The sequence below is a fragment of the Rhodoblastus sp. genome, assembly GCF_052145335.1.
GTDB lineage: Bacteria > Pseudomonadota > Alphaproteobacteria > Rhizobiales > Beijerinckiaceae > Rhodoblastus.
This window is the reverse complement of the sequence record NZ_JBKQOU010000055.1, coordinates 1-18,772: the sequence shown is the minus strand read 5'-3', so window position 1 is coordinate 18,772 and position 18,772 is coordinate 1. Positions and strand designations below refer to the sequence as shown.

17 protein-coding genes are annotated in these 18,772 nt (G+C 62.5%); 11 read left to right on the top strand and 6 right to left on the bottom strand.

Features of this window, described 5'->3' with window-relative positions:
- The 6 genes from bamA to lpxB form a co-directional block, all read left to right on the top strand.
- The coding region (bamA, locus tag ACLP2E_RS03665) for an outer membrane protein assembly factor BamA (RefSeq protein WP_442465185.1) at window positions 1-2,160 on the top strand (2,160 nt) is incomplete at its 5' end.
- A 146-nt stretch (window positions 2,161-2,306) separates the two neighbouring features.
- Entirely contained in the window at window positions 2,307-3,356 is a 1,050-nt protein-coding gene (gene lpxD, locus ACLP2E_RS03660) for a UDP-3-O-(3-hydroxymyristoyl)glucosamine N-acyltransferase (RefSeq protein WP_442464188.1), read from the top strand.
- Between the two features lie 94 nt (window positions 3,357-3,450).
- Window positions 3,451-3,933 (top strand): 3-hydroxyacyl-ACP dehydratase FabZ, encoded by a 483-nt coding sequence (fabZ, locus tag ACLP2E_RS03655; RefSeq protein ID WP_442464191.1) that lies wholly within the window; start codon window positions 3,451-3,453, stop codon window positions 3,931-3,933.
- 2 nt (window positions 3,934-3,935) lie between these two features.
- The gene (gene lpxA / locus ACLP2E_RS03650; RefSeq protein ID WP_442464187.1) at window positions 3,936-4,751 is read left to right on the top strand and encodes an acyl-ACP--UDP-N-acetylglucosamine O-acyltransferase; all 816 of its coding nucleotides are present in this window, start codon (window positions 3,936-3,938) and stop codon (window positions 4,749-4,751) included.
- Window positions 4,748-5,590, top strand: a complete 843-nt coding sequence (locus ACLP2E_RS03645) for an LpxI family protein (RefSeq protein ID WP_442465184.1) — start codon at window positions 4,748-4,750, stop codon at window positions 5,588-5,590. Before lpxA ends, ACLP2E_RS03645 begins: the two co-directional genes overlap by 4 nt.
- Window positions 5,587-6,720: a lipid-A-disaccharide synthase gene (gene lpxB / locus ACLP2E_RS03640; protein WP_442465183.1), complete on the top strand. Its 1,134-nt coding sequence runs from the start codon at window positions 5,587-5,589 to the stop codon at window positions 6,718-6,720. The genes ACLP2E_RS03645 and lpxB overlap by 4 nt, the downstream gene beginning before the upstream one ends.
- Before the next feature lie 107 nt (window positions 6,721-6,827).
- On the opposite strand, the gene ACLP2E_RS03635 is transcribed toward lpxB, so the two are convergent.
- From ACLP2E_RS03635 to gltX, 3 genes are all read right to left on the bottom strand, one after another.
- Complete coding sequence (locus tag ACLP2E_RS03635) at window positions 6,828-7,409, bottom strand: hypothetical protein (RefSeq protein ID WP_442465182.1); 582 nt, start codon at window positions 7,407-7,409, stop codon at window positions 6,828-6,830.
- Between the two features lie 17 nt (window positions 7,410-7,426).
- A complete protein-coding gene (gltA, locus tag ACLP2E_RS03630) occupies window positions 7,427-8,713 on the bottom strand; it encodes a citrate synthase (RefSeq protein ID WP_442464183.1) in 1,287 nt (428 codons plus the stop codon).
- Between the two features lie 216 nt (window positions 8,714-8,929).
- Window positions 8,930-10,366, bottom strand: coding sequence for a glutamate--tRNA ligase (gene gltX / locus ACLP2E_RS03625; RefSeq protein WP_442465181.1), 1,437 nt, complete (start codon window positions 10,364-10,366; stop codon window positions 8,930-8,932).
- Window positions 10,367-10,460: 94 nt separating this feature from the next.
- Between gltX and ACLP2E_RS03620 the strand changes: the two genes are divergently transcribed.
- Window positions 10,461-12,788, top strand: coding sequence for a ComEC/Rec2 family competence protein (locus ACLP2E_RS03620; protein ID WP_442465180.1), 2,328 nt, complete (start codon window positions 10,461-10,463; stop codon window positions 12,786-12,788).
- A 38-nt stretch (window positions 12,789-12,826) separates the two neighbouring features.
- On the opposite strand, the gene cynS is transcribed toward ACLP2E_RS03620, so the two are convergent.
- From cynS to ACLP2E_RS03605, 3 genes are all read right to left on the bottom strand, one after another.
- Complete coding sequence (cynS, locus tag ACLP2E_RS03615; protein WP_442464180.1) at window positions 12,827-13,315, bottom strand: cyanase; 489 nt, start codon at window positions 13,313-13,315, stop codon at window positions 12,827-12,829.
- 106 nt (window positions 13,316-13,421) lie between these two features.
- Entirely contained in the window at window positions 13,422-14,126 is a 705-nt protein-coding gene (lexA, locus tag ACLP2E_RS03610) for a transcriptional repressor LexA (protein ID WP_442464179.1), read from the bottom strand.
- Window positions 14,127-14,313: 187 nt separating this feature from the next.
- Window positions 14,314-15,195 (bottom strand): ATP-binding protein, encoded by an 882-nt coding sequence (locus ACLP2E_RS03605; RefSeq protein WP_442465179.1) that lies wholly within the window; start codon window positions 15,193-15,195, stop codon window positions 14,314-14,316.
- A 166-nt stretch (window positions 15,196-15,361) separates the two neighbouring features.
- Between ACLP2E_RS03605 and yajC the strand changes: the two genes are divergently transcribed.
- From yajC to ACLP2E_RS03585, 4 genes are all read left to right on the top strand, one after another.
- Window positions 15,362-15,700, top strand: a complete 339-nt coding sequence (gene yajC, locus ACLP2E_RS03600; protein WP_442464177.1) for a preprotein translocase subunit YajC — start codon at window positions 15,362-15,364, stop codon at window positions 15,698-15,700.
- A 35-nt stretch (window positions 15,701-15,735) separates the two neighbouring features.
- A complete protein-coding gene (gene secD, locus ACLP2E_RS03595) occupies window positions 15,736-17,316 on the top strand; it encodes a protein translocase subunit SecD (protein ID WP_442465178.1) in 1,581 nt (526 codons plus the stop codon).
- Between the two features lie 73 nt (window positions 17,317-17,389).
- Window positions 17,390-18,355 carry a protein translocase subunit SecF gene (gene secF / locus ACLP2E_RS03590; protein WP_442464175.1) on the top strand — a complete coding sequence of 322 codons (966 nt, stop codon included), beginning with the start codon at window positions 17,390-17,392 and terminating at the stop codon, window positions 18,353-18,355.
- 1 nt (window position 18,356) lies between these two features.
- Entirely contained in the window at window positions 18,357-18,746 is a 390-nt protein-coding gene (locus ACLP2E_RS03585) for an Mth938-like domain-containing protein (RefSeq protein WP_442465177.1), read from the top strand.
- Window positions 18,747-18,772 lie beyond the last annotated feature (26 nt).

The following is an 18,772-nucleotide window of genomic DNA, read 5'->3' as shown; positions in this document are numbered from 1 at the left end:
GTCGACGCCGACGCCCAGCGCATCATGGACATGTACCGCCGCGCCGGCCGCTCCACCGCCACGGTAAAGGCGCGCACCGTCGAGACCCCCAAGGGCACGGTTGACGTTGTGTTCGACATCAACGAAGGCGAGAAGACCGGCATCAAGCAGATCAATTTTGTCGGCAATCACGTCTATTCATCGTCCAAGCTTGAAGGGATGATGGAGACGACGACGATGAACTTCCTCTCCTTCATCAAAAGCTCGGACGTTTACGATCCCGACAAAATCGCCAAGGACGCCGAGGCGATCCGCCGCTATTACCTGAAGAACGGCTATGCCGACTTCCGCATCATCGGCACCGACGCCGTCTTCGATCCGGCTATCGGCGGCTATGTCCTCACCATTTCGGTCGAGGAAGGCGAGCAATATACGGTCGGCTCGGTGCATGTGGAATCTCATCTGCGCGACGTGTCCGACGCCTCGCTTGAGGGCGATGTCAGCGTCCATGTCGGCGACGTCTACAACGGCGATCAGGTCGAGAAGACGGTCGACCGGTTGACCAAGGCGATCGCCCGGCGCGGTTACGCCTTTACCCAGGTGCATCCGCGCGGCGATCGCGATCCCGCGACCCATACGGTTTCGATCGCTTTCGTCATCGAGGAAGGTCCTCGCGTCTACATCGAGCGCATCAATGTGCGGGGCAATACCGCGACCCGCGATTACGTCATCCGCCGCGAATTCGATATCGGCGAGGGCGACGCCTATAACAAGGCGATGATCGACAAGGCGGAGCGCCGGCTGAATTCGCTCGGCTATTTCAAGAAGGTCAAGATCACCAACGAGGCTGGCTCCGCAGCCGACCGCGTGATCGTCGACGTCGATGTCGAGGAGCAGTCCACCGGCTCCTTCTCGATTTCCGGCGGCTATTCGACCACCGAAGGATTTCTTGCCGAAGTCTCGGTCACCCAGTCCAACTTCCTGGGCAAGGGCGATTACGTCCGCCTGGCGGTGTCGGCCGGCCAGTTGGCCCAGGGCGTCGAGCTGAATTACACCGAGCCCTTCTTCCTCGACCAGCGCCTTGCCGCCGGCTTCGATCTCTACACCAAAATGTCGGACGCCTCCCGCTACGCCTATTATTCGAACTGGGTTTCCGGCGGCACCATCCGTTTCGGCATTCCGATCACCGACCAGATCACGCTCGGACCGCGCTATACTGCGTATAATTCGCGTCTGACGATCCCGAATTCGTCGAGCCAGCCCTATAACGACTGTACCTATCCGATCAACGGCACCACGCCGGGCACCCCGGGCGCGCTGCCGGTCGACACCGCGACCGGACAGGTCAGCTGTCTTTCCAACGGCGAAGCGTCGGTGGCTTTGAAGCAGGCGCAGGGCGACTGGGTGACGTCGATGATCGGCTACACCTTGTCGTATAATTCGCTGGACAATCCGCGCGACCCGCATGGCGGCATTCGCGCCGACCTGAAGCAGGACTTCGCCGGCGTTGGCGGCAATTCCGATTTCTTGCGCACCACGGTCGACATTCGCGGCTATCACGAGCTCTATTTCGACAATGTCGTCGGCATAGCGCGCGCGCAGGCGGGCGACATCCAGCCCTTCGGCAACCAGCCTTTGCGCATCGTCGACAATTTCAACCTCGGCCAGTCGCTGGTCCGTGGTTTCGCTCCGGGCGGCATCGGCCCGCGCGACATCACCAACGCGACCAGCAACAACAACGGCAACGCGCTCGGCGGCACCAAATTCTTCGGCGGCTCGCTGGAAGCGCAATCCCCGATCTGGGGCCTGCCGAAGGACCTGGGCCTGAAACTGGCGGTGTTCGCCGACGCCGGCACCTTGTACGACTACCGCGGCGCGACCAATTTCGGCACCTATCTCGGCTATTCCGCCGGTCAGGCCACCTCCTGCACCTATATGAACAACAATACGCCGCAGGGAGCGCCGAAGCAGACCTTTGCCGCCAATGGCGTTCCGATCCAGCAGAGCCCCTGCATCAATATCGGCGGCAACGAGGCTTTCAATCTGCGTTCGTCGGTCGGCGTTGGCCTGATCTGGGCCTCGCCGATGGGTCCGATCCGTTTCAACTACTCTTTTGTGCTCAGCAAGCAGACCTCGGACGTGACGCAGGCGTTCAGCTTCTCCGGCGGCGCGCAATTCTGATATTGGCCGACACAACGATTTGGGCGCGGCCGCAAGCCGCGCCCTTTTCATATCCGCGCCCAGTCGGAACGTGAGTTGAGATATCCAGCGCAACATACTGCTTTGACCTTGAAAATCGTTGCATCCCCGGACGCCGGAGCGCCGCAATGGACGAAATGAAGTTTTTTCGCCGGATCCTGTCGCCGACCCTGGCGGAAATTGTCGAATGGACCGGGGCCAAGCCGGCGCCCGACGTCGATCTGGCTCAGACAATCGTCGATGTCGCTCCCCTCGACCGGGCGAGGCCCGGCGACCTGGTCTTTCTCGACAATCCCAAATATGTCGGGCAATTGGCGCAGACCCGCGCCACGGCCTGCCTGATCGGCGAGAAATACGCCGACCGCGCGCCGAAAGGCGTCGCCGCTCTGGTGGTTCGCGAACCCTATCGCGCCTGCGCCCTGGTCACGGCGAGGCTCTATCCCGACGCCGCGCGGCCGGGGTCGCTGTTCGACGCCCACGGCGTGTCGCCGGGCGCCAACGTCCATCCGTCGGCGCTGCTCGAGGCCGGCGTCATCGTCGATCCCGGCGCGGTGATCGGACCCCGCGCGGAAATCGGAGCGGGAGCGGTGATCGGCCCCAATGCGGTGATCGGCCCGGATGTGCGGATTGGACGGATGAGCGCTGTCGGCGCCGGCGCGACCGTGTGCAACGCGCTGATCGGCGACCGCGTCATCGTCCATTCCGGCGTGCGGATCGGCCAGGACGGTTTCGGCTTCGCCATGAGCCCGCGCGGCCATCTGAAAGTGCCGCAGATCGGCCGCGTCATCATTCAGGACGATGTCGAGATCGGCGCCAATTCAACCATCGATCGCGGCGCCAATCGCGACACCATCATTGGAGAAGGGACCAAGATCGATAATCTGGTGCAGATCGCCCATAATGTGGTGATTGGCCGTCATTGCGTTATCGTCAGCCAGGTCGGCATATCGGGCTCGACCGAATTGGGCGATTTCGTCGTCGCCGGCGGCCAAGCCGGCATTACCGGCCATTTGCGCATCGGCATGGGAGCGCAGATCGCAGCGCAATCCGGCGTGATGGCTGATGTCGATCCGGGCGCGAAGATCGGCGGTTCGCCGGCCAAAAACGCCCGTGACTGGCTCAAAGGCGTCGCGGCGCTTGACCGCATGGTCAAGAGGGGAGCGGGCAGGCCAGAGTGATTTTATTCTGGCTTTCGGCGCCATTCTGTCGTTAAAGCCGAGTGCAAAAATATTTCCTCTCCGATTTGAGAGCGAGTCGCCACGGAAGGCAGATATGACGGCCACGACCAGCACTTTGGAAACGATCGATATTCAGCGTCTGATGCAGTTATTGCCGCATCGCTACCCGTTTCTGCTGGTTGATCGCATTGTTCAAGCGCGCGGCGACGAATTCGGCATCGGTATCAAGAACGTCACCATCAACGAACCGCAATTCACCGGCCATTTTCCGGATAAGCCTGTGTTTCCCGGGGTTTTGTTGATCGAGGCGATGGCGCAGACGGCCGGTGCGCTCTGCGTCAATTCGCGGTTGGGCGGCGCGAAACCGCCTTTGGTTTATTTCATGACCATCGACAAGGCGAAATTCCGCAAGCCGGTCGAGCCGGGCGACCGCGTCGAGTTCCACATGACCCGCCTGAACCAGCGGCGTAATATCTGGTGGTACCAGGGCCGGGCGATGGTCGATGGCGTCCTGGTCGCCGAGGCTGAAATCAGCGCCATGATTCTCTCTGAAACGCCCGAAAAACAGCAGGGCTGACGATGGTTTTGCAAGACGCGCGCATTCACGCCAGCGCCATGATCGAAGATGGCGCCAAGATTGGCGAGGGCGTTGAAATCGGCCCCTTTTGCCATATCGGCCCTCAGGTTGAACTCGGGGACGGGGTGAAACTGAAATCCCATGTCGTCGTCGCCGGCCGCACGAAGATCGGTCCGCGCACCAGGATTTTTCCCTTCGCGTCGCTCGGACACGAACCGCAGGATCTCAAATATCGCGGCGAGGATTCGACCTTGACCGTTGGCGCCGATTGCCTGATCCGCGAGGGCGTGACGATGAACCCCGGCACTTTGGGCGGGCGGCTGGAGACGATTGTCGGAGACCGCTGCGCCTTTCTCGCCAATTCCCACGTCGGCCACGATTGCATTATCGGCCACGACTGCGTTTTTTCCAATAATGTCATGCTCGCCGGCCACGTCACAATGGGCGATTTCGTCATTTGCGGCGGCGGTTCGGCCATCGTGCAATACGCCCGCATCGGCTCGCACGCCTTTGTCAGCGGCATGACCGGCATCGGCGCCGATCTCATTCCCTTCGGTCTTGCTTTCGGCAATCGCGGCTATCTGATGGGCCTCAATCTGATCGGGCTGAAGCGGCGCAATTTTTCCCGCGAACAGATCCATGAATTGCGACGCGCCTATCGCGCGCTTTTCGCGCCGGAAGGCACGCTCAAGGAGCGGATGGAGGATGTCGCGGAGGAATTCGTCGGTAATGCCGAAGTCAATGAGATCCTCGATTTCATCCGCGCCGGCGGCGACAAGCAGTTCTGCGTGCCGGAATTCGGGAAAGACGTGGCGTGAGCGGCAAAGTCGCCCTCATTTGCGGCGGCGGCCAGTTTCCCCTCGTCGCCGCCCGCGCGGCCCAGGCCAGCGGGCGGGAAGTATTTCTGCTCGGGTTGCGCGGGATCGCCAGCCGGGACATCGAGAATTTTCCGCATGTATGGCTCGGCATCGGTCAATTGGGGCAGGGCTTTCGCGAAATTTCTGCGCGCGAAATCCGGGATATCTGCTTGATCGGCAGCCTTAGCCGCCCGGAGTTTTCCGACTTGCGCCTCGATTGGGGCGGGATCAAGCGCCTGCCGGAAATCATCCGAATGTTCGCCGGTGGCGACGATCACATCTTGAAGGGGGTGATAGGCCTGTTCGAGCGCGAGGGATTTTCGGTCGTCGGCGTCGATTCCTTCGCCCCCGCACTGCTCGCAGGCATTGGCGCGATGAACGCTTTGCCCTTTCCCGACGATCTGGCGGAAGATCTTGCACTCGGGCGGAAATGCCTTGGCGATCTGTCGGCCCATGACTGCGGCCAGGCTTTGGTCGTCGCAGGACGGCGCATCATCGCCATCGAGGCGGTGGAAGGCACCGACGCCATGCTCGATCGAGTCACTCAATTGCGGGAGCAGCGCCGCTGGCGGCCCAAGGGCCCAGCGGGCCTTCTGGTCAAGGCGCCGAAACAAGGCCAGGATCTGCGCGTCGATCTGCCCGCCATCGGTCCGCAAACCGTGGCCGCGGCGGCGCGCGCCGGCCTGCGCGGCCTCGCGGTGGCGGCAGGCAAGGTTCTGATCCTCGAACGCGCCAGCGTCGCCGCGGAAGCTGAAAAGGCCGGGCTGTTCCTGTTCGGCTTTACGGCGGATGCGTCATGAAGCTGTATGTCATCGCCGGCGAGGCCTCCGGCGACCAATTGGGCTACAAACTGATCCGCGCCTTGCGGGCGAAAAATCCCGGCGTCGAGATTTGCGGCGTCGGCGGCGAGGCGATGACCCGTGAAAATTTCACCAGCCTGTTTCCGATGAGCGACATTGCGGTCATGGGCGTCATGCCGGTGATCGCGCATTTGCCGACCTTGCTGGCGCGCATCGACCAGACCGTGAAGGCGGTGGTTGCGGCCAGGCCCGACGCCCTGATCCTGATTGACAGCCCGGATTTTACCCATCGCGTGGCGCGTCGTGTGCGCAAAATCCTGCCGAGCCTTAGAGTGATCGATTATGTCAGTCCGACTGTCTGGGCCTGGCGGCCGGGGCGGGCGAAGGAAATGCGCGCCTATATCGATCTTGTTCTGGCGCTGCTGCCGTTCGAGCCGGCTGCGCATGAACGGCTCGGCGGCCCGCGCTGCATCTATGTCGGCCATCCGCTGATCGAAAGGCTCGACGATTTTCGAGGCGACGACGTCGCAAAGCAAGACGGGCCGGTGCTGGTGCTACCAGGTTCGCGCGGCTCAGTGCTCGCCCGCATGGGTTCGGCCTTTGGCGGAGCGCTGGCGAAGCTGGACGTGATGCGCCCAGGACTGGACTATGTCCTGCCCGCCGCAGCTCCGATCGAGGCGCGCGTTCGCGCCATGATCGAGGACTGGGAGGTCAAGCCACGGCTGGCTTTGGGCGAAAATGAAAAACTGGCCGCTTTTCGCGCCGCCCGGGCCGCGCTCGCCGCCTCCGGCACGGTGACTTTGGAACTGGCTCTGTCGCGTACGCCGACCATCGTCGCCTATCGGGTGCCAAAGTTCGAGGAATTCGTCGCCCGGCGGTTGATCCAGACATCGACTATCGTCTTGCCGAATCTGATTCTTGGCGAAAACGCCTTCCCGGAATATTTGCAGGAACAGGCGAAGCCCGAGCCGCTCGCCGCCGCTTTGGCGGGTATCGTGGATGATTCGGACGAGCGCCGCCGCCAACTTGCGGCGTTGGATCTGCTGAAGGCCAGGATGCTGCTCCCCCACGGCGCCCAGCCAAGCGAAAGAGCAGCTCAGGCGATTATAGAGCTAGTCTCTTTAACCTGATGTAATTGAGGCGCTTTCGACGAGAGCGGAGCGAAGCTTTCAGCTTTGCCACCGACTGCATCCTCTTTTTTGCGTCTCCGCTCGCTATGACGCGGCGAATGCAGCGGTCACTTCGGGTTGAAAATCACCAGCGTTTTCTTGCCAAACGTCGCCAGCACCATCACCTGAGCCTTGGCCGAACCGATCTGAGGGTTGTACCTCAGATAGGGTGTGTTGGGATTTTCGTTTGACGCCATGCCATGTGCGTCGTCGCCGAGGCAGGCTTCCACCGTCGCCTTGAGGTCGGCGAGGCTCAATTTGTCGGCCTGGCAAGAATAGGAAATCTCGTTCAGCTTTTTCTTTTCCAGAATTGCGCAGGTTCCAAACAACGGCACCGAGACGCCGTAAATGGCTTTGGTCTCGTCATCGCTCCGGCTTTCGCCGCGCAAGGCTGCGAAACCGGCTCCGGCGGTGGCGATCGTCTGTTTGAAGGCGGGGCAATCGAAAGCCTGGTCATTGACCGGCCCCGATTCCGGCGACTTGTCGGAGACGCCCCGCTCCTCGACCCCGGGGGCCTGCGCCCAGGCGCCGCCAGCAGTAAAAAGGATGGCGCCGCCAGCCGTAAAAAGGATGGCGCCGCCAGCCAGAAAAAAGGCGGCGAAAGCAACAAAAGCCGTCCCGCTTGCGCGGGACGGTTCAAAGAGTGTCACTCTGCGAGCTTTCGAGCTCAACGTTCGCCCATTTTCACATATTCGCGCTGCGGCGCGCCGGTATAGAGCTGGCGCGGACGGCCGATCTTCTGATGCGGGTCCTCGATCATTTCCTTCCACTGGGCGATCCAGCCGACGGTGCGGGCGAGGGCGAACAGCACGGTGAACATCGAGACCGGGAAGCCCATGGCCTTCAGGGTGATGCCGGAATAGAAGTCGATGTTCGGATAAAGCTTGCGCTCGACGAAATATTCGTCGTGCAAGGCGATCCGCTCCAGTTCCACCGCCACGTCGAGCAGCGGATCGTCCTTGATGCCCAGTTCATTCAGCACTTCGTGGCAGGTGCGCTGCATGATTTTCGCGCGCGGATCGTAGTTCTTGTACACGCGATGGCCGAAACCCATCAGGCGGAACGGATCGTCCTTGTCCTTGGCCTTGGCGATATATTTGGGAATATTTTCAACCGAGCCGATTTCCCCGAGCATTTTCAGCGCCGCCTCGTTGGCGCCGCCATGCGCGGGACCCCACAGGCAAGCGATGCCGGCGGCGATACAGGCGAAGGGATTGGCGCCCGAGGAGCCAGCCAGGCGCACCGTTGAGGTCGAGGCGTTCTGCTCGTGATCGGCATGGAGGATGAAGATCCGATCGAGCGCGCGCGACAGGATCGGATTGACCTTGTATTCCTCGCAAGGGACGGCGAAGCACATGCGCAGGAAGTTCGACGTATAGTCGAGATCGTTCTTCGGGAAGATGAACGGCTGGCCGATCGAGTATTTATAGGCCATGGCCGCCATGGTCGGCATTTTGGCGATGATGCGCATGGTGGCGATCACGCGCTGCTGCGGATCCGAAATGTCGGTCGAGTCATGATAGAAGGCCGACAGCGCGCCGACGCAGGCCACCATGACCGACATCGGATGGGCGTCGCGGCGGAAGCCGGAGAAGAATCTCGCCATCTGCTCGTGCACCATGGTGTGGCGCGTGATGCGATAGTCGAAGTCAGCTTTTTGCGCAGGCGTAGGCAATTCGCCATAGAGCAGCAGGTAGCAGGTCTCGAGGAAGTCGCCATCTTCGGCGAGCTGCTCGATCGGATAGCCGCGATACAGCAGCACGCCGGCGTCGCCGTCGATATAGGTGATTTTCGACTCGCAGCTGGCGGTCGAAGTGAAGCCAGGGTCGTAAGTGAACATGTCGGTCTGGGCGTAAAGCTTGCCGATATCCACCACCGCCGGCCCGATGGAGCCATGCCTGACCGGCATGTCGACCGTTTTGTCGCCGAGTTGGAACTTGCCCGTTTCACTCATGAGAACCGCCTTTTCGCTGAAGCGTTCGACCCGCGTTTCGCCACAGATACACGATCCCCGAAAGGCCGAAAAATGCAGTGAAATCGCGTCAAATTGTGCGCCGCAAATGACTAGCTGATTGTCGGCGGCGGTTCAAGATGACGGTTTGTTAAACGATAGGGGCGCCGCGCTTCCTGCAGAGGGGAAAATAGCTGTTTTCCGCCGTAAACCGCCGTTTCACGCCGAAGCGTCGACGATGCGGCCGAGACTTTCTTCGCGGCCGAGCGTTTCAAGCACGTCGAAAATGCCGGGCGAGGTCGAGCGGCCGGTGAGCGCGGCCCGCAGGGGCTGCGCGACCTGGCCGAGCTTGGCGCCGGATTCGGCGACATAAGCGCGAACGACCGCCTCCGCCTCCGCCGCCTTCCAGTCGGGAAGGGCGTCGAGACGCGGCGCCAGGGCGGCGAGATGGGCGCGGCCCTCGGGGTTCAGGATCTGGGTCGCCTTATCGTCATAGGAGAGCGGCCGCTCGGCGAACAGGAATTGCGCGCCATCGAGCAGTTCGATCAGGGTTTTGGCGCGTTCTTTCAAGCCGGGCAGGGCACTGGCCAACTGGGCCGTCTTGTGATCGTCGAGTTTCTCCGCCAGCTCCGGGCCGCCGGGCAGATAGGGCAGGGAGGCGATCAGCTGCGCCAAAAGAGCATCGTCAGGCATGGCGCGCAAAAAATGGCCGTTCATGTTCTCCAGTTTGGCGAAATCGAATCGCGCGGGGGAACGATGCACCTGGGCGAGGGAAAAAGCCTCAATCAGCTCCTGGGTCGAAAAAAACTCCCGGTCGCCCTGGCTCCAGCCAAGCCGCGCCAGATAGTTTCGCAAGGCGTCGGGGAGGTAGCCCATGGCGCGATAGGCGTCGACGCCGAGCGCACCGTGGCGCTTGGACATTTTGGCGCCGTCTGGCCCGTGGATCAGCGGAATATGCGCCCAGTCCGGCGCGGTCCAGCCCATCGCCTGGTAGATGTGGGTTTGTCGCGCGGCGTTGGTGAGATGGTCGTCGCCGCGCACAATCTGGGTCACGCCCATGTCGTGGTCGTCGACCACCACCGCCAGCATGTAGGTTGGATTTCCGTCGGAGCGCAGCAGCACCAGATCGTCCAGATCCTTGTTGGGGAAGGTGACTTTGCCCTGCACCTTGTCGTCGATGATGGTCTCGCCGTCGCGCGGCGCCTTCAGCCGCACCACCGGCTTGCGCCCTTCGGCGATCGCCGCTTCCTCCTCGGGCGAGCCGCTCAAGTCCCGCCAGCGTCCGTCGTAGCGCGGCGGCCGGCCCTCGGCGCGGGCCTTTTCCCGCATATGGTCGAGTTCCTGGGCGCTGGCGTAGCATTTATAGGCCGCGCCCCTGGCCAGCATTTCCTCGACCACTTCGCGATGACGCTGCGCGCGCGAAAACTGGTAGATGACTTCGTCGTCCCACTCGAGGCCCAGCCATTTCATGCCGTCGATAATCGCCCCGATCGCGGCGTCGGTGGAGCGTTCGCGGTCGGTGTCCTCGATGCGCAACAGCATTTTGCCGCCGGTCTGACGAGCGAGCAGCCAGTTGAACAGGGCAGTGCGCGCGCCGCCGATATGGAGGTAACCGGTCGGCGAGGGGGCAAAACGCGTCACAACGGATTCGGACATAAGCAAAAAAACCTTGAAACTCGGGCGCATCACTGTTTCGCGCCGGCGCGCTCGTGTAGCATGGTCGCCGGCGGCAAAAAAAGAGGCAATGTTCATGGCGCCCGCGCCAAGGCAAATGACGGGCGTTTTTCCGCGCGACTTGGCGTTGGCTGGCCGGTCGCTTCGTGCGCTGCTTCAGGCGCTGCGCTCGCGGCTGAAAACGGCGACCGAGGAGGAATGGGCCCTGCGCAGGCCCTTTCTGTGGCTGCCGGCGGCTGCGGGCGCGGGGGCGGTTTTCTATTTGGTCGCCGCCACCGAGCCGGCCATGTGGGTTGTCGGCCCTTTCTCCGCGATCTGCGCCGCCTTGGCTTATCTTTCGCGTGACAGACGCGGGCTCTGCGCTTTTCTGGTCGCGCTGGCGGCGCTGGGGAGCGGCGAATTTTTCGGCGGTTGGCGCGCCGCGCGGGTCGACGCGCCGATCCTGGAAAGGGTTTTCGTCGGCGAACTCGCCGGATTCGTCGAAGAAGTGGATTACCGGGTCCAGGGCGCGCGCTTCCTGCTGCGCCCGATCGAAGCGCAAGGCTTGGCGCCGGAACGGACGCCTTATCGCGTTCGCCTGACCTCGCGCGGACATCCCAGCTTCGCCGCCGGCGATTTCATCGTCGTCAAGGCGCGGTTGCTGCCGCCCGGCCACGCTTCGCTGCCGGGCGGCTATGATTTCGCCCGCGACGCTTATTTCGCCCGCATCGGCGCGGTCGGCAGCGCCCTCTCTCCGGCGCAGGCGGTCCCGCCGCCGGAATCGCCCGGCTGGGGCTTGCGCTTCTTCGCAGCCGTCGACCGGGCGCGCAACGCCTTGGCGCTGAGGGTAGCCGAGGCCATCGGCGGCGACAATGGCGCGATCGGCGCGGCCATGGTCACCGGAAAGCGCGATCTTTTGTCGGATGGCGCCAAGGAGACCATCCGCAAGGCTGGGATTTTCCACATCATCACCATTTCCGGCGTGCAGATGACTTTGGTCGCCGGCATATTCTTCGTCGGCCTGCGTCAGCTGATGGCCTTTTCCCGGACGCTGGCGCTGAATTATCCGATCAAGAAATGGGCCGCCGCCCTCGCCATGCTGGCCGCCTGTTGCTACGCCCTGTTCACCGGTTCAAGGGTGGGTTCGGAACGCGCCCTGTTCATGACATTGATTCTTCTCGGCTCGGTGCTGGTCGACCGACCTGCCCTGACCATGCGCAATCTGGCCTTCGCCGCTTTGGCGGTCATCATCCTGCAGCCAGAGGCTCTTCTCGGCGCGAGTTTCCAGCTGTCCTTTGCCGCCGTTGCGGCGCTGGTCGCGGTTTACGAATCGCGCGCCACCGCGGTCGGTTTCGTCGCTGGCGCCAAGGCGGCGGACGGGACGCATCCTGGCATGCCGCCCCGCGAGACCAAGGAGGCGGCGCGCTCGCTGGCGGAAAATCTCGCCGAGCGCAGCCGCCACGGAATTCCGGGCGCGCTTTTCGCCACCTTCTGCGCCACTTCCGCCACCGCCTCGTTCATGGCCTATGATTTCCATGAATTGAGTCCCTATGTTCTGATCGGCAATCCGCTGACCCTGGCGATGATCGAGCTTTTCGCGGTGCCGGCGGCGCTGCTCGGCTCGCTGCTTTATCCCTTCGGGCTGGACGGCTGGGTCTGGTCCTATCTCGGCGCCGGCATAGGGATGATCATGACCGTCGCCGGCTGGATCGGTTCCGCGCCCGGAGCAAATGTTTCCCTGCCAGCCTTCGCGCCCTGGTCCATCGTCTGCCTGACACTCGCCGTTCTTTCCGCCGCATTGTGGCGCACATGGACGCTGCGGCTGACTGCCTTGCCGCTGCTGGCGCTAGGCCTCCTCGGCGCGGCGAGCGGGGGTCGATTCGATCTCGCCGTTCCGCCGAACGGCGACCTGGCGGCCTTGCGCGACGCCGATGGCGCATTGACCATTCTGGGCAAGAGGAACGACGATTTCGCCACCGAGCAATGGCTGCGGGCAGACGCCGATCCGCGCAACGGGACCGAGCGCGCGGGCCGCTGCGACGCCCATGGCTGCGTCGGCCTGCTGCCCAACGGCGAATCCGCCGCATTGGTGCTCGACTATTCCGCCTTCCACGAGGATTGCGCTCGGGCGCAGGTGGTGATTTCGCCGCTCTACGCGCCACGCTCCTGCGCGCCGAAAATCCTGCTCGACCGGGCGCGGTTGGCGCAAACCGGTGCGGTGACGCTGCAGTTTGGGGAAAAAGGCGTGGAATGGCGCGCCGCGCGCGCGCCGGGCGAGGACCGGCCATGGTCGCGCGCCCCGCATAGAAGCGACAGGGCGCGGCCGGTGTCGTCAGGTGCCTCGCCGTCGGCTCTTGCGGCCCGGGACGCTTCGCCGCAGCCAGCCCAGCAAAGGGACGACCCGTCGGAAGATTTGGGCGAATGAGGTGAGGGGGACTGCCTGCCGCTTTTTGCGCCAGACCTTCACTTCTGCTTGGCGCCGTTTTCCGGAACCCCTTCGCCAGCGCCATAATATTTGAACGGCAGGAATTTACCGGACATCGTGAGCTTGACGCGGTCTCCCTTGGGGTCCGGTTGGCGTTCGATCGCCATGTCGAAATCGATCGCCGACATGATGCCGTCGCCGAATTCCTCGGAAATCAATTCCTTCCACGCCGGCCCGTTGACCATCAGCAATTCGTAAAAGCGGTAGAGAAGAGGATCGGTCGGCGGCATAGGCGAATTCAGGCCGCGCATCGGAACTTCGCTGAGCAGAAGCTCTTCCGGTCTCGACAGGCCGAACAAGGTCGCCGCCTTGCTCGCGAGAATTTCCGGCAGCCGCCCCTGGCCGAGCAAGGCGCCGACGATCAGCACCTCGGACATGCCGCCGATGGCGGCGGTAATGTCTTTCCAGGACAATTGCCTTTCGCGTTTGAGATCGAGGATTTTTTCGGTCAGTTTTTCGCGAGTCATGCCTGCGCTCCCGAGAGAGTGGATCGCGCCGAAGGGCGAGAGGAAGGAGGGTTCTCGCCGAAGCTCATCACCGAAATGCTCCGCAGGAAAAACCGTTCTTTCCAATTCAATACTTCCGCACAAGGCTAATCAACTTGCCCTGGATATTGACCCTGTCAGGACCGAAAATCCTTGTTTCATAGGCGGGATTGGCGGCTTCCAGCGCGATCGAGGCGCCGCGCTTGCGCAGGCGCTTCAGCGTCGCCTCCTCGTCGTCGATGAGGGCCACGACAATATCGCCGGATTCGGCGGTGTCCTGTTTCTTGATGACCACCGTGTCGCCGTCGAGAATGCCGGCCTCGATCATCGAATCGCCGCGCACTTCCAAGGCGTAGTGTTCGCCGCTGGACAAGAGGTCGGGTGGCAGGGAAATCGAATGCGAGCGGGTCTGCAAGGCGGAAATCGGCGTGCCGGCGGCGATGCGGCCCATTACAGGAATGGCGACCTGCTGCGAATAATCGATCGCTTCGCCGCCGGAGCCTGCGCGGGTCTTGCCCAGATTGCCTTCGATCACGCTGGGCGAGAAACGTCCCGAACGCGGGCTCGCGGGAGTGGAGGATTCGGGCAGGCGCAAGACTTCGAGGGCGCGAGCGCGATTGGGCAGGCGGCGGATGAAGCCGCGCTCCTCCAGCGCCATGATGAGGCGGTGAATGCCCGATTTGGAACGCAAGTCCAAGGCGTCTTTCATCTCGTCGAAGGAAGGCGGAACCCCGGTTTCCTTCAGGCGCTCGTGAATGAAGCGCAACAATTCGCTCTGCTTCTTGGTCAGCATTGTATCGCCTCTTTTGCTCGCGCCCTGCGCCGGGGTCTGATCCGGGAATCGACCCATACAGATCATGAACAAAACATAGACGTTCGCGCTTGGTTCCGCAATGGGAAATCGGGGCGAATTTCCGGCTAAAATCGATCGCGGGAGATCACGCGCGTTCCAATCGAGGATCACTGAAACGCGCGCAAGGCTAGTCCAGCTTCTGCCCCAGTCGCCCAGCCAGGTCCTGGATATATTGCCAGGCGGCGCGGCCCGATCTCGAGGCGCGGGTGATCGCCCATTCCAGCGCCTCGGCGCGGATCTGTTCCGCGTGCGCCTCAAGCCGGTAATGCTGGGCATAGGCGAAGACCATGCCGAGATAATCGTCCTGGCTGCATTTGTGGAAGCCGAGCCACAGGCCGAATCGGTCCGACAACGACACTTTCTCTTCCACGGCCTCGCCGGGATTGATCGCGGTCGAGCGCTCGTTGTCCATCATGTCGCGAGGCAGAAGATGCCGGCGGTTGGAGGTGGCGTAAAACAGCACGTTGGCCGGACGCCCCTCGACGCCGCCCTCCAGCGCCGCCTTCAACGACTTATAGGAGGCGTCGCCGCCGTCGAAGGACAAGTCGTCGCAGAAGATGATGAAAGGGTAGGGGGCGTCGCGCAGTAACCCCATCAGGACGGGCAGCGTCTCGATATCTTCACGGTGGATTTCGATCAGTTTCAGGCCGGCGAATTCAGGCGAGCCGGAAAGGCGGGCGTTGACGTCGGCATGGGCGGCCTTGACCAATGACGATTTGCCCATGCCGCGCGCGCCCCACAACAAGACGTTATTAGCTGGCAAGCCTCGCGCGAAACGTTCGGTATTGCCCAAAAGCTGGTCGCGCAGAAAGTCGACGCCGCGCAAAAGCCCGAGTTCGACGCGGCTGACTTTCCTGACCCCAACAAGTTTTTGCGATTCGGCGCGCCAGACGAAAGCGTGCGCTTCCGAAAAATCCGGATTTTCCGGCGGCGGCGGACTCAAGCGCTCCAAAGCTTCGGCGATGCGGGCGAGCAGGAGATCTGAGTTTTGCGCGGCTGGCGAGGTCATGCGGGGCGTCCGGAAGGCGGGATGTCGCGTCCAATTAGGCGTCGGTCGAGAAAGACTCAAGCCCGACGACGCGCGTGCGCATTGCTTTCGGCTTTCCAGCCGCTATAGTCCGCCGAAATTCCGCTCACGGCGCGGCTTTCGCGCGCCCGATTCCAGAAAGCACGACATGTTTTTCATTACCCCTGCCTTTGCGCAGTCGCCCGGAGGGGCCGCCGGCGCCGACATCGTCATGCAGATGGCGCCTTTCGGCCTCATCCTGTTGATCATGTATTTCCTGATCCTGCGGCCGCAGCAGCAGCGCGCCAAGGCGCATCAGGAAATGGTCTCCAATCTGCGACGCGGCGACACGGTCGTGACCAACGGCGGACTGATCGGCAAGGTCACCAAGGCTGTCGACGACGCCGAAATCGAGATCGAAATCGCCCCCAATGTCCGCGTGCGCCAGAGCCGCTCGGCCATCGCGGAAGTGCGCGCCAAGGGCGAGCCGGTCAAGGATTCCGCCTGAAAAGGCGCGAAATAAAAACGGATTAGCCGCCAAACATGCTGCGCTTCGCCCCCTGGAAAATCGCCTTCACTCTGACCGCGTCCCTGATCGCGTTCCTGATCTGCCTTCCCAGCATGATCGGTCCGCAGAACCGCGCCGCACTCGCCGCCCATCTGCCCTCCTGGCTGCCGCCGAATGGCATCGTGCTCGGCCTCGATCTGCAGGGCGGCGCGCATCTGCTTTATGAAGTGGACCGCTCCGACGTGATTCACAGCATGGTGGGCAATTTGCGCGACGACCTGCGGCGGCTGTTGCGCGAGGAAAAGATCGGAATTTCCGGCGGTATCGGCATCAATCCGCGCGGCGTGCAGGTGCGCATACCCGACCCCGCCGAAGTCGCCCGCATCAAGCCGAAACTTTATAATCTCGTGCCGCTTTCCTCCGCCGGCCCGGGCTCCGGGCTGGACATCAGCCAATCCGACGACGGCCTGCTGAAGCTCAACATCACCGACGCCGCCATCGACAACAAGGTCAAGCGCGCGGTCGAACAGACGATCGAGGTGCTCAACCGGCGCGTAAACGGTCTCGGCACCACCGAGCCGAACATCCAGCGCCAGGGCAACGACCGTGTGCTGGTCGAAGTGCCGGGCCTGCAGGACACCAACCGGCTGAAGGAAATCGTCGGCACCACTGCGAAACTGGAATTCCGCCTCGTCGCCGAACCGGGCGCCAATCCCGGCGACGTCGACATGCTCGAGCAGACCGATCAGCCCGGGAAATTGCCGGTCGAAAAGCAGGTCATGGTGCAGGGCGAGGATCTGACCGACGCCACGCCGGGTTTCGATTCGCGCAATGGCGAGCCCGTGGTTAATTTTCGCTTCAATATTCGCGGCGGCCAGCGATTCGGCCAAGTGACCTCGGCCAATGTCGGGCGCCCCTTCGCCATCGTGCTCGACAACAAGGTCATTTCGGCTCCGCGCATCCTTGGGCCGATCACCGGCGGATCAGGCCAGATTTCCGGCCGTTTCACCGTCGAGCAAGCCAATAATCTCGCCATTCTTCTGCGCGCTGGCGCCCTTCCGGCCAAATTGACGATCGTTGAAGAGCGCACGGTCGGTCCCGGCCTCGGCCAGGATTCGATCGACGCCGGAAAGAAGGCGGCCTATTGGGCGGCGGCCCTGGTGGTCACCTATATGCTGATCACTTACGGAACCTTCGGCGTTTTCGCCAACATCGCGCTGCTGATCCATATTTCGATGATCTTCGCCGCTTTGGTGCTGCTGCGGGCGACGCTGACCTTGCCCGGCATCGCCGGAATCGTGCTGACCATCGGCATGGCGGTGGACTCCAACGTGCTGATCTACGAACGCATCCGCGAAGAGTCCCACGCCGGGCGGTCGATCATCTCGGCGCTCGACGCGGGCTTCAACCGCGCCTTCGCAACCATTGTCGATTCCAATGTCACCATGTTCGTGGTCGCCGCGATTCTTTATTTCCTCGGCGCCGGTCCGGTGCGCGGCTTAGCCGTGTCGCTGGCTCTGGGCATTCTCACCACCATCGTCACCGCGGTCACCATGACGCGGATGATGATCGCCTTGTGGTATCGCTACGCCCGCCCGACCAAGCTGCCGATCTAGAGCCTATTCCCGAAAAGTTGCAGACTTTTCGGACAAGAATATGCGTTTAAACAAAGGATCAGGACATCTCGCTATGAAGCTTTTGCGCCTGGCGCCCGAAAACACCAAATTCCCGTTCATGCGCTTCCGGCGCGTGTCCTATCCTTTTTCGGCCGTGCTCTCGATCATATCGGTGATCCTGTTCCTCACCGTCGGCATGAATTTCGGCATCGATTTCTCCGGCGGCACCTTGATGGAAGTGCAGGCGAAATCGGGAACCGCCGATCTCTCCTATATCCGCGACCTGTCCAACCATCTCGGCCTCGGCGACCTCGAAGTTCAGGGTTTCGGTTCGCCCGCCGACGCCTCGATCCGTTTCGGCATGCAGCCGGGCGGCGATGTGGCGCAGCAGTCGGCGGTGGAAAAGGTCAGGACGGCGCTCGGCGATTCCTACGATTTCCGTCGCGTCGAAGTGGTCGGGCCGCGCGTGTCAAATGAGTTGGTGCAGTCCGGCACGCTCGGCGTAGTGCTGTCGATCCTGGCGGTGCTGGCCTATCTGTGGTTTCGCTTCGAATGGCAGTTCGCCATCGGCGCGATCATCGCCACCATGCATGATCTCTTGCTGACCGTCGGCTTTTTCTCGATTACCCAATTGGAGTTCAATACCACCTCCATCGCGGCGATCCTGACCATTGTCGGCTATTCGCTCAACGAAACCGTCGTCGTGCTCGACCGTATTCGCGAAATGATGCGCAAGTTCAAGAAAATGCCGACCGATCAACTGATCGATACGTCGATCAACGCCGTGCTGCCTCGCACTTTGATGACCGCGACCACGGTGTTCCTGGCGCTGCTGTCGCTGGTGATCTTTGGCGGCCAGGTGATCCGGTCGTTCTCGCTGGCGATGATGTGGGGCATTTTCGTCGCCACTTATTCCTCGATCTTCATCTGTTCGCCGACGCTCATCTATCTCGGCTTGCGCAACGAAACCCGCGCCGCGTCCGACGAGGTCACCGGCCTCGGCGGCAAGACCGGCGCGCGTCCTTTGTCGGGCGCCTGAATTGGCGACGGAGCGCAAATATGACGGTTTCGCGCCGGGGCTTTACACGATAGACGGGATCGGCGCGGGAGGATTCCAGTTCGGCGGCATGACGCATCGCGGCTCGCTGCTCGCCCTGCCGGATGGCATTCACGCTTACGCGCCCGAGAGTTTCGCCGAAGTGGACGAGGCGTCGCTGGCGCCTTTGTTTGCTTTGCCGCGCGGCAGCGTGGAATTGCTGCTGTTCGGCTGCGGTACGTCCCTGCTGCCGGTGCCGCCGGGGCTCCGCCAGCGGCTGCGCGCTCTGGGCATAGGTTGCGACCCGATGAGCACCGGCGCGGCCTGCCAGACTTACAATATACTGATCGGGGAAAAGCGGCCCGTCGGCGCGGTGCTGATCGCGGCGACTTAAGCGCCTTGCCAAAAATGGGTTGGCGC